Source organism: Candidatus Rickettsia kotlanii (assembly GCA_030295365.1).
GTDB classification, from domain to species: domain Bacteria; phylum Pseudomonadota; class Alphaproteobacteria; order Rickettsiales; family Rickettsiaceae; genus Rickettsia; species Rickettsia kotlanii.
Window position 1 is genome coordinate 933335 of the sequence record AP027062.1, and the last position, 12290, is coordinate 945624.

Sequence of the window (12290 nt, forward strand, 5' to 3'; positions counted from 1 at the left end):
GTCTATATTTTTATATATCATCACTTCATTATAGCAAATTCCAAGAAATTTGCTATAATACAATTTCCTAATATGTAAAACATTATGATTAGTAAAATTAATTTTGTAAAAATGCATGGTCTCGGTAATGATTTTATTATTGTTAACAAGCGAGATTTATCAAGCTCATATGATTTATCGCAGTTAGCAAAAAATATGGCTGAGCGTCATACAGGTATCGGTTGCGATCAGTTTATTATTTATGAAGAGCATAATAATTTTTATGAAATGGTTATATATAATATAGACGGCTCTAGTGCTAAATTATGCGGTAATGCTACAAGATGTTTAGCCAAGTTAATTTATCTTGATACAGGAAAGAAAGATATTACCGTAATGGTAGGCAATAAAAAATTACTATGTAATGTCAATGATGAAAATAATATTAGCGTTAATGTAGGAAGTGTTAGTTTTAATGAAACTTGGATGCCAATTCGTGATAAAGTTTGGGAATTTGCAGAGCGTTATATGATTGATTTAAAGGAAATTATTTGCGTTGATATAGGTAATCCGCATGTGGTTATTTTTAGTAAGTTAGAACCTCAAGATCAAAAAATTGTCGGTGAAAAATTGCAGGCTAAGGAATTATTCGCAGATGGGGTAAACGTTAATTTTGCTGAAGTAAAAGATAATAAAATTTATTTATCCGTTTGGGAGCGGGGGGTAGGGTTCACGCTTGCTTGCGGAAGCGGAGCTTGCAGTAGTTTTGCTGCCGGTTTAAAGCGCGGTTTTATCCATTCACCAAGTACTATAGTCTTTAAGCATGGTAACCTTACTATGAAAGAAGAAAACGGTAATATAATAATGCAAGGGGCAGCTACGCTTATAGTACGTGGGGAATATTATTGTGAGCAATAATTTAAGACAAGACGTAGTAACATTTGGCTGTAGACTTAATATTTACGAAAGTGAGATAATACGAAAAAACTTGGAATTATCGGGTATCGATAATGTGGCAATATTCAATACTTGTGCGGTAACTAAAGTAGCTGAGAAACAAGCAAGACAAGCTATACGCAAGGCTAAAAAAAATAATCCTGATTTAAAAATTATTGTTACCGGCTGTAGTGCTCAAACAAGTCCGCAAATGTACGGTAATATGCCAGAAGTTGACAAAGTTATAGGTAATGAAGAGAAGTTATTACCTAATTACTACCAAATTACCGATGCAAAAATAACAGTTAACGATATAATGTCGATGAAAGAGACGGCAAGTCATTTAGTAAGTAGCTTTGACGGTAGGTCTCGTGCTTTTATTCAGGTACAAAACGGTTGTGATCATTTTTGTACTTTCTGTATTATCCCTTATGGTAGAGGAAAAAGTAGATCAGTAGCAATAGGAGCTATAGTAGAGCAGGTAAAGCATTTGGTATTAAACGGCTTTAAAGAAGTAGTTTTTACCGGTGTCGATGTCACGGCTTACGGTAGTGATTTACCGGGAAGTCCAACATTTGCACAAATGATTAAACGAGTGTTGAATTTAGTCCCTGAATTAAAGAGGCTTAGATTATCTTCAATAGATGTTGCAGAAATAGATGATGAACTTTTTGAGCTTATAGCTTATAGTGAAAGGATAATGCCGCATTTTCATATTAGTTTGCAAGCAGGCGACGATATGATATTAAAACGTATGAAAAGACGTCATAATAGAGCAAACGTAATAGAGTTTTGTTGGAAGCTGCGGGCAATAAGACCGGAAGTATCTTTTGGTGCGGATATTATAGCTGGTTTCCCGACTGAAACTCCTGAAATGTTTGAAAATACAAGAAAATTAATTTCAGAAGCGGAACTACAATATTTACATGTTTTCCCTTATTCGGAAAGAGAAGGAACGCCTGCAGCACGTATGTCACAAGTACCTAAAAATATAAGAAAAGAAAGGGCAGAAATTTTAAGGCAAGAAGGGCAAAACCAGTTGACCGAATTCTTTAAAAAACATATAGGACAGAAAGTGGAGTTATTAGTAGAGAATAATAATATTGCCCATACCGAAAATTTTATTCCGGTAAAGCTAGATAAACCTTTAGAAATAGGGCAGATATTTAAAGCGAAGTTGGTGGGGATAGAAGAGAATTATATGAAGTGTATGTTGGTAGAACATCATTGCCAGGAGGTATTGTTGCGTAGATACTGAAGGTCGTCATTGCGAAGAGTCGTAGGCGACGCGTAGCAACCCAGAAAATAATTAAAAAAATTCTGTAAATCAGAATTTTAACTGGATTGCTTCGTCAATTGCTATGCAATTTCCTTGTAATGACGAATAAACAGGACCACGCAACAATACCTCCTGGCAATGATGTTCTACCGTACAATAAAAAATCAAAAACAAAAAAACAATCATGGGAAATATAGAAACAATATTAAGGCTTGCTGAAGACAAAATCTTATTAGTACAAAACTTAAAAGCTCTGCAAGAATATAAAGTAGAATTTTTAGGCAAGAACGGTATAGTGACCGGTGAGCTTAAAAAATTAGGTAGTTTAAATGAACAGGAACGTAAAGAATTTGGCTTAAAAATCAATAAATTAAAAGATAAAATACAGAATATAATAAAAACAAAAGAAGAAATTTTAGAGGAGCAGGAACTAAATTTTAAACTTGCTGCCGATAAAATTGATTTAACAATCCCTGCACGGAGATATAAACAAGGTTCTATTCATCCAATAACACAATGTAGTGAGGAGTTAATACAAGTATTTTCGCAGTTTGGTTTTACTATAGAAAGCGGACCGAATATCGAGAATGATTTTCATAATTTTACCGCTCTCAACTTTGAAGATGATCATCCCGCAAGGCAAATGCATGATACTTTTTATTTGAAAAGTCAGGAAAATAATAAGCCATTGTTATTACGTACTCATACCTCAACAGTGCAGATTAGAGCTATGAAAAACGGCAAACCACCTTTTAGGTTTATAGCACTGGGTAGGACTTATAGATCGGATTCGGATATGACGCATACGCCAATGTTCCACCAAATAGAAGGGCTTGTTATTGATGAAAATATCAATATGGGACATTTAAAATATGTTATCACGGCATTTATAAAAAGCTTTTTTGAAAATTCTAATATTGAATTACGTTTTAGACCAAGTTTTTTCCCATTTACCGAACCTTCTGCCGAAGTTGATATTCGGATGAATAAAAACGATAAATGGCTTGAGGTCCTTGGTTGTGGGATGGTTCATCCAAACGTGCTTAAAAATGTTGGGATCGATAGCAGCGAGTATCAAGGTTTTGCTTTTGGGCTTGGAGTAGAGCGTTTTGCAATGTTAAAATATAATATCAAGGATTTAAGACAATTTTTTGAAGGAGATATGCGTTGGCTTAAACATTATAATTTTGGGAGCTTTGATATACCGAATTTAGCAGGAGGGCTTACGAAATGAAATTTACATTATCATGGTTAAAACAATTTTTAGAGACATCGGCTTCAGTTACTGAAATTGCCGCAGCCCTAACAGCTATTGGCCTTGAAGTGGAAGAGGTGATAGATAAAGCGGTGGAGTTACAAAAGTTTGAAGTAGCATATATTACAAATATTAAACCTCACCCGTCAGCTGATAAATTAAAGCTTTGTGATGTTGAGACTAAAAGCGGTATGCTGCAAATAGTTTGTGGTGCGCGTAATGCAAGAGCAGGTATAAAAGTAGTACTTGCAAATATCGGAATAGAAATACCAAACGGTAAATTTAAGATTAAGGAATCTGTTATTAGAGGCGAAAAAAGCTGTGGTATGCTTTGCTCTGAAGAGGAATTACTGCTAGCTTCAGAGTCTGAAGGGATTATAGAGCTATCTGAAGATGCCGTAGTTGGAGAGAATTTTACTAAATATTACGGTTTAAATGATCCTATATTTGTTATTAACGTTACTCCTAATCGTGGTGATGTACTTGGAGTTTACGGCATCGCAAGAGATTTAGCAGCTAAAGGAATAGGCATACTTAAAGAGCTAGAAATCCCGGCAATAAAGAGTACATTTATTTCTAAAATCAAGCTTAACGTGCAAGATAAAAAAGTCTGTCCGTTATTTACTTTTAGAGAGATAAGAAATTTAAAAAATAAACCAAGCCCTGATTGGTTACAGAAATTATTAAAAAATGTTGGGGTAAAAACTATTTCAAGCTTAGTGGATGTAACAAATTATATTTCCTATAGCTTTGGGCAGCCGATGCATGCTTACGATGCAGATAGGATAAAAGGGGGGATTACTGTAGCACGTCATTGCGAGAAGCGTAGCGACGAAGCAATCTCAGAACAACAAAATGAGATTGCCACAGCTGCTTTGCAGCCTCGCAATGACATAGCTAAATCCCACGCTTTAAACGGCAAAGAATATTTACTTACCGAAAATGATTTAGTTATAAAAGATGAAAGTGGTATTCGAGGTCTGGCCGGTGTCATTGGCGAGGCTGATAGTAGCTGTACTGATAGTACGACTAATATAATACTTGAGGCTGCTTGTTTTAATGCTAAAATGGTTGCAGCTAGCGGGCGAAGATTCCAAATTGATACGGATGCTAGATATCGTAATGAGCGTAATATCGATAGAAATTTTACGGAAAAGGCTTTGGACATAGCAACTAATCTTATTTTGTCAATATGCGGAAACGGTGAAGTATCGGAAGTATCGGAAGTAGTGAAAGTCGGTGAAAAAGAGTCACAAAAAAAACCTTTAGATTTTTCAGCATGTTATTTAGAAAAAATTACAGGAATTAAACTAAATATCAAAGCGATAGAAGCCATATTAAATAAACTAGGATTTATTACGTATGTTAAAGGTGAGATTATAAAGGTAATAGCTCCTTCTTGGCGTCACGATATAACTATTTTAGCAGATATAGCTGAAGAAATTGCTCGTATTTACGGCTATGATAAAATAGAGAGTATAAAATTACCCGAACTAGACCAAGATAATAATAAGCTAAGAGAGCATAAAAGAATATCTAGTTTTAAAAGGATATTAGCAAGCAAAGGCTATGATGAGGTAGTAACGAACTCTTTTATGAGTAGTGAAGATGCAAAGTTGTTTGCTGAATTAAAAGAAGAGTTATTTTTGCTTAATCCTATTAGCATAGGAAATAACTATATGCGTCCTACTATATTGCCGAATTTGTTAAGTATAGTAAGTAAAAATCTAGCACGCTCTATAAAAGATATGGCTTTTTTTGAAGTTGGACCAAGTTTTATAGATTTAAATACGGAAGCAACTTATTTAACGGCAATTATAAGTGGTTCATATAATAATAAAAATCCTCATTCGCTTGGACGAGGCTATGATGTTTTTGATCTTAAAGGCGATTTAGAGTTGGTAGCTGATTATGCAGGACTATCTATAGATAAATGTATAGTAACAAATGGGACAGCATTGCCACAATATTATCATCCAACTAGAGCAGTAAATATAGGGCTTGGTAAAAATTTATTAGGTCATTTTGGGCAGATACACCCTAAAATCTTGAAACATTACGATATTAATCAGGAAACATTTGCATTCGAGCTAAATATTACGAATTTGCCATTGATAAAAGCTAAATTTGGTAAAAAAGACGAATTTACAGTATCGGATTTCCAAGCTAATTTTAGAGATTACGCATTTATTGTTGATCAAGATCATAGAGTTGGTGAAATAATATCATATATAAATAATTTTAATAAAAAGCTTGTTAAATCAGTTATATTATTTGATATTTATAGTGGTGATAAATTACCTGAAGGTAAAAAATCTATAGCGGTTAAAATAGAGCTACAAGCAGATGATCGGACATTATCTGATACTGATTTAAATTCGTTCAGTAAAGATTTAGTTACTGCCATCTCGCAAAAATTTCAAGGAACATTAAGAGAATAACAATATGTTAAAATTAATAGTTGAAACAAAAACGTTAGTTCAGTCTCTAGGATTTGCAAGTTCCGTTGTTGAAAAACGTAATGTAATACCTGAATATGCAAACATTAAATTATTGGCAAAAGACGGCAATCTAGAGCTTAGTTCTACTAATATAGATTTATACTTAAGTCAAAAAATAGCAGTACAGGTAGTAAGTGAAGGTGAATTTACCGTTTCTACGAAAACTCTAAATGATATAGTCCGAAAACTTCCGGATTCCGAGCTTACATTAACAGATCTCGGTACAACAGGACTTGAGATCAAAGGAAAAAATTGTAAATTTAATTTATTTACTTTGCCGGTTAGTTCTTTTCCTAAAATGGATAGTATCAATCCTGAAGCAAGTTTTAAAATTTCTTGCACAGATTTTGCTAAAATAATCGAATCAACAAAATTTTCGATTTCTTTAGATGAAACTCGTTATAATTTAAACGGTGTTTTTTTACACATAAAAGACAAAGAGTTTTGTTCGGCAAGTACCGATGGGCATAGACTTTCGGTTTCATGGGTAACATTAGAAAAACAAATAAAGAATTTTGGAGTTATATTACCGCAAAAAAGTGCAGAGGAAATTTTAAAAATTGTTAAAGATCCTAAAAATATAAATGAAGATATAGAAATTCTATTAAGTAGCAATAAGATTAAATTTATATGTAACGAAAATACTATTATGCTATCAAGACTTATAGACGGTACTTTTCCTGATTATAGTGCTTTTATTCCGGAAAGCAGCAGCTCAAAATTAGTAATTAATCGAAAAATGTTTGCAGATAGTATAGAAAGGATAGCGATAATAACTGTTGAAAAATTTAGAGCAGTAAAATTATCATTATCTCGTGAAACCTTAGAGATTAGTGCTGTCGGTGAAGCAAGAGGTAACGCAAAAGAGGTTATTAATTCTTCACAAGATAAGGAAAGTTTTTATGAATATAATAGTGATGAGTCTTTAGCTATAGGCTTTAACCCGCAATATTTGGAAGATGTCTTAAAAGCAGTGAAATCGGATTTAGTAGAACTATATTTTTCAGATGTTTCAGCACCGGTACTTATTAAATTTCCTGAGAATCCTAAAAATATTTTTGTCGTCATGCCTGTTAAGGTGTAAGTTTTATGAGAACTGGAACATATAAGCATTACAAAGAAAAATTATATCAAGTTATAGATACTGCAAAACATACTGAAACTTTGCAAGAGTTAGTAGTTTATAAAGCATTATATGATAATTCCCAGCTTTGGGTAAGGCCGCTTGAAAGGTTTTATTATACGACAAAAATATTCCACGTTTTGAATTTATTTTTGAGAAATAATTAAATCTGCCCTATGTAATTCCTGCGTAGGCGGGCATGACATCGAGTGGGTTTTTGAGCCATATAACAATGCCAAAGAACAGTGGGGAGAAATAATTTTTGACTAATAGCTAGAGCTTCTCTATTATTTCCCTCAAGCACACTAATTAAATATTGGTTATGAAGAAAATTATCGGATTATTTTTTGTAATTATACTTAGTGCAATAAGTACTAGTATCTTAGCGGGTGATTATCCAAAAACAGAACGAGAGCAGAAATGGGACGAAGTAGGTTCTATAGCAGGTGAAGAAGGATTAGTTTTTAGACCGAGTAGGGTTAAGAACGAATCTACTAAAGCTGTAAGAGGTTCAGTTAATAAGTATCTTTGGCAAGCAGCATTAGAGATTGTAAGTGTTGCTCCTCTTGCATCAGCCGACTCAAACGGCGGCGTGATTATTACGGAATGGTATAGCCCACGTTCTAATCCTAATTTTCGATTTAAAATAAATATATTTATTAAAGACGATGTAATAAGCCCTGATTCAATCGAAGTGAAAGTATTTGAAGAAATTCTTAAAAATAAACAATGGGTACTTAATGAAAACACCTCAAATCTTGCTATCACGCTTGAAAATAAAATTTTAAGAAAAGCTAGAGATATATATATTAATAGTGTGAGGTAATAACAGTATTCCCATGATTGCAAGGAAATTACAGAGTAATTGACGAAGCAATCTCAGGATATTTGATGAGATTGCCGTGCAGTCTACGACTGCTCGCAATGACGATATAGTATATAAATTAAAAAAATATGAACCAAATAGAACAAAAATGGCAGCACATTTGGCAAGAAGAAAAAGCTTTTGAGGTATCAAACTCGAGTAGCAAGCCAAAATATTACGTACTTGAAATGCTGCCTTATCCTTCCGGTAAAATCCATGTAGGTCACGTACGCAACTATTCTATAGGTGATGTTATTGCAAGGTTTATGACTATGCAAGGTTTTAATGTGCTTCATCCGATGGGCTGGGATGCTTTCGGGCTACCTGCCGAAAATGCCGCAATAAAAAATAATTCTCACCCAAAAAAATGGACATATTCTAATATTGAGAATATGAAAAAGCAGCTAAAATCTATGGGCTTTTCTTATGATTGGTCTAGAGAGATCAATAGTTGCGATCCTGAGTATTATAAACATGAGCAGAAATTCTTTTTAGAGCTTTATGAACGAAATCTTGCTTATCAAAAAGAATCGTTTGTTAATTGGGATCCGGTTGATAATACCGTGCTTGCGAATGAACAAGTTGTAGACGGGCGTGGTTGGCGTTCAGGTGCAATAGTTGAAAAACGTTATTTAAAGCAATGGTTCTTAAAAATCACCGATTATGCGGAAGAATTATTAAACGAAATTCAGAATTTAAAAGAGTGGCCTGAGGCTGTTCGGTCTATGCAAGAAAAATGGATAGGTAAATCGATAGGTGCTAATTTTCATTTCAAAATTAAGGATAATGAAGAGGCTACTATAGAAGTATTCTCAACCAAACCTGAAACCATTTTTGGTGCTAGCTTTATAGGAATTGCCTTTAATCATCCGATAATAGAGCGGTTAGTTTCTAAAACATCTGAAATACTCGCTTTTATAACTAAATGCTCGCATATTACAAGAAGTAGTGAACTAGAAAAGGCTGAAAAGGAAGGTGTATTTACCGGTCTTTTTGTTACTCATCCTTTCGATTCAAATATAGTTTTACCGGTTATTATTACTAATTTTGTGCTAATGGATTATGGCACTGGTGCAATATTTGGTTGCCCTGCTCATGACGAACGTGACCATGAATTAGCTGTTAAAATGAATTTATCTATTAAACAAGTAATTAAAGCAGATATAGATGTACAAAAGACCGCTTATATGGAAGATGGAATTTTAATTAATTCGGATTTTCTAAATGGCTTAACTAGTAACGAAGCAAAACAAGAAGTCATCGGAGCATTTGAGAAACTAGGCATAGGTAAACGCAGCATAAATTATCGTCTAAAGGATTGGGGGATTTCAAGGCAGCGCTTTTGGGGATGTCCTGTTCCTATGATTCACTGCAAAACTTGTGGCATAGTGCCCGTACCGTACAAAGACTTACCCGTTACTTTGCCTGATGATGTAAATTTTGACGGTCACGGTAATCCGCTTGATCATCATCCTAGTTGGAAACATATTAATTGTCCGAAGTGCGATAAGTCGGCTGTGCGTGAAACTGATACTTTTGATACATTTTTTGAATCATCTTGGTATTTTATGAGATATTGCAATAGCAATGCTACAGAGATGACTGATAAAAAAGCTTGTGATTACTGGCTACCGGTCGATAAATATATAGGCGGTATTGAACATGCGGTAATGCATTTATTATATGCAAGGTTTTTCACAAAAATAATGAACGAACAGAATTACGTAAGCGTTCGAGAGCCTTTTAAAGGGCTATTTACTCAAGGTATGGTGCTGCATGCCACTTACAAAGATGAACATAATAATTGGTTATATCCTGAAGAAGTAGTTAAAAAGGGTAATAAATTTTTTCATAAAGAAAGCAATAATATGGTAGTGCAGGGACGCATTGAAAAGATGAGTAAGTCTAAAAAGAATCTCATCGATCTTGAGACAATGCAAGAGCAATATGGGGCAGATGCTATTAGGCTTTTTGTACTGTCCGATAGTCCGCCTGAGAAAGATCTAGAATGGTCAGCAAGCGGTATTGAAGGTTGTTCACGTTTTATTAATAAGCTTGAGTATATGTTTAAGGCGATAGATTCTTTAAAAGATGATGTGAATAGCGAGATTAATAAAGAGCTTAATAGGTTAGTACATTTTACAATAAAGTACGTCGTCGAAGATATAAAGCATTTGGCTCTAAACAGAGCAATAGCACGTATGCGCGAGCTTTCTAATGCTATATCTGCTGAAATATCCAAAGATACAATTGATGTTAAAACCGTAAGGCATGGCTTTAATGTTTTAGTACAGCTACTAAATCCTTTTATCCCGCATATTACGGAAGAAATTTGGCAGAAGCTTGGCAATAAAGAGCGATTATATAACTCGTCTTTTCCTGCATTTGATGAATCAATGCTAGAGTTAGATACATATATTATGGTAGTGCAGGTTAACGGCAAACTCCGTGATACCTATGAGTTTAAAACTTCCGTAAGTGAAGATGAAATAAAGCAAGTTACCGTCAGTCTGCCAAAGGTGCAAAAGTTCTTAGAAGGGAAAGAGCCGAAGAAGATTATCCTTGTTCCTCGTAAAATTGTGAATATACTCGTTTAATTTGGAAAATTGGCTACGTCGTTTTGGTAAGTTCTCGAATGCTCACGTATTAATTTAATATACGCTCCACTCCTCGGCTTACAGACTCCTTGCTCTTTCCAAATTAAACTGCGTCTATCTACTGTTCATTTATCAGAAGTATATTATTTTTTGAATCTGTCATCCCGCGACTTGATCGCGGGATCTAGTTTAGAATACCAAAATTACTAGTACTTTAAGTTATTTTTAAATTGGTCAAGCCGCAGTATGACACCTAGCATACTTTTATTGTATTACCACCATACTAACCAAAAAAAAGTAGTAGTATAACCTAAAACTACCTCCTTATGTTTATCTAATGCAGAGTGATAATGCTGCTTCGTCTCATTTATAACATTACTGCAATGATTATAATAAGTATCTTTTGAAGCACCCTTATAACTCTGATAAGATGAAGTTTCATAATGCCTCTTCTCTCTAAGGTAATAGTAAATATTATCTGTTATTAGCATTAATACTTTATCGATTATATAATTGACTGCCCACCAAAATGCGGCAAAAACACCGTCATCAATACTTAAAGTGTCTTCTTCTGTTTCACAAATTATAATCCTAGAATAACAGAGGTTTGCTATACTATCTAGACTTAGATTTAAATCTGACTCTGAATCTAGCACGTCTATTTTTTTCTATTAGTTATAAAGCCCCCCTTTTTAGTTACTAATTAATTAAACTTTTTGTATAACTTGCGTCTAAGGGTAAATTTGTATGTCAATCCGGTACTCACATCCTCACGTATTTTTATGTACGCTGTGGTGGCAAGTGTTTCTGTGTTTCCTTCAAATTCTTCCTTATTAGCTATATTATGCAATAAGTCTATTGTAGGCTCAGTAACTTAAAAAAATCAATTAGCTACTAATAGACTGTCTGTAATAAATTTAAACCGATAATTTATTTTCTTTGCTGTAAATTATAAGATTTTTTGAAATAGGAACTACTATTTCTGCAAACATCTTCAATTATTAATTAAAATTTATTACAGATAGACTATTAAATAATGCACCTGATTTTATACCTGAAGTCAATAAATGGTATTAATAAATTAATGCATAAAAATATCGATTTCATTCCAACCAATAAGGTCTAAATTAGCTCTTGTCGGTAAAAAATGGAAAACATCTTGGGCAAGTTCATACCTATTTTCTTTAAGTAGCATTTGTTGTAAAATATCTTTTAACTGATGCAAATAAAGCACATCTTTTGCTGCATATTCTTTTTGTTCTGAAGATAAATTATCTGCACCCCAATAGGAAGATTGTTGTTGTTTTGAAATATTTATATTAAGCAATTCTCGGCACAAATCCTTAAGCCCATGACTATCGGTATAAGTTCTAACTAGTTTTGAAGATATTTTAGTACAAAAGATATTTTCTAAATCTATACTTAAATATTTTTTTATGGATGCTAGATCAAATCTAGCAAAATGAAATATTTTGCATCTAGTTTTATCTAGTAATAATGCTTTTAAATTAGGAGCTGTATAATCTTGATTTGTAAAATGAACAAGATGAGCTTCACCATTGCCGTTACTAAATTGTAGCAAACATAGTTTATCTCTATGTAGATTTAGCCCCATTGTCTCGGTATCTATAGCTAGATCTCCTTCGAGTTCAAAATTATTAGGTAGGTCATTTTGATAAATTTTTATAGTCATAAATGATTTTTAATTCCTTTTAATCAATAATGTTGTTGTGCGGATCGAAAAATGCGTTCTGT

Annotated in this window: 10 protein-coding genes and 1 pseudogene; 8 read left to right on the forward strand and 3 right to left on the reverse strand. The window is 33.6% G+C overall.

Annotation, left to right across the window (positions count from 1 at the left end):
• Nucleotides 1–84 precede the first annotated feature (84 nt).
• From dapF to leuS, 8 genes are all read left to right on the forward strand, one after another.
• Nucleotides 85–897: a diaminopimelate epimerase gene (dapF, locus tag QUD19_RS05120; RefSeq protein ID WP_498807749.1), complete on the forward strand. Its 813-nt coding sequence runs from the start codon at nt 85–87 to the stop codon at nt 895–897.
• Complete coding sequence (gene mtaB / locus QUD19_RS05125; protein ID WP_498807751.1) at nt 872–2173, forward strand: tRNA (N(6)-L-threonylcarbamoyladenosine(37)-C(2))-methylthiotransferase MtaB; 1302 nt, start codon at nt 872–874, stop codon at nt 2171–2173. Before dapF ends, mtaB begins: the two co-directional genes overlap by 26 nt.
• A gap of 205 nt (nt 2174–2378) precedes the next feature.
• Entirely contained in the window at nt 2379–3428 is a 1050-nt protein-coding gene (gene pheS / locus QUD19_RS05130) for a phenylalanine--tRNA ligase subunit alpha (RefSeq protein WP_498807753.1), read from the forward strand.
• Nucleotides 3425–5890, forward strand: coding sequence for a phenylalanine--tRNA ligase subunit beta (pheT, locus tag QUD19_RS05135; RefSeq protein ID WP_498807754.1), 2466 nt, complete (start codon nt 3425–3427; stop codon nt 5888–5890). Before pheS ends, pheT begins: the two co-directional genes overlap by 4 nt.
• A gap of 4 nt (nt 5891–5894) precedes the next feature.
• The gene (gene dnaN / locus QUD19_RS05140; RefSeq protein ID WP_498807756.1) at nt 5895–7034 is read left to right on the forward strand and encodes a DNA polymerase III subunit beta; all 1140 of its coding nucleotides are present in this window, start codon (nt 5895–5897) and stop codon (nt 7032–7034) included.
• A 5-nt stretch (nt 7035–7039) separates the two neighbouring features.
• A complete protein-coding gene (locus tag QUD19_RS05145) occupies nt 7040–7240 on the forward strand; it encodes a DUF1653 domain-containing protein (protein WP_498807757.1) in 201 nt (66 codons plus the stop codon).
• 155 nt (nt 7241–7395) lie between these two features.
• Nucleotides 7396–7899 (forward strand): DUF3576 domain-containing protein, encoded by a 504-nt coding sequence (locus QUD19_RS05150; RefSeq protein WP_498807759.1) that lies wholly within the window; start codon nt 7396–7398, stop codon nt 7897–7899.
• Nucleotides 7900–8027: 128 nt separating this feature from the next.
• Nucleotides 8028–10535: a leucine--tRNA ligase gene (gene leuS, locus QUD19_RS05155; protein ID WP_498807760.1), complete on the forward strand. Its 2508-nt coding sequence runs from the start codon at nt 8028–8030 to the stop codon at nt 10533–10535.
• Here the strand turns inward: leuS and QUD19_RS05160 are convergent.
• The 3 genes and pseudogenes from QUD19_RS05160 to QUD19_RS05170 form a co-directional block, all read right to left on the reverse strand.
• Nucleotides 10532–10632, reverse strand: a pseudogene (locus QUD19_RS05160) (palindromic element RPE5 domain-containing protein); the annotation flags it as partial. The gene leuS and the pseudogene QUD19_RS05160 overlap by 4 nt on opposite strands.
• A 175-nt stretch (nt 10633–10807) precedes the next feature.
• Nucleotides 10808–11191, reverse strand: coding sequence for a hypothetical protein (locus QUD19_RS05165; RefSeq protein ID WP_498808714.1), 384 nt, complete (start codon nt 11189–11191; stop codon nt 10808–10810).
• A 425-nt stretch (nt 11192–11616) separates the two neighbouring features.
• Nucleotides 11617–12228 (reverse strand): ribonuclease D, encoded by a 612-nt coding sequence (locus tag QUD19_RS05170; protein ID WP_498807761.1) that lies wholly within the window; start codon nt 12226–12228, stop codon nt 11617–11619.
• Nucleotides 12229–12290: the final 62 nt, after the last annotated feature.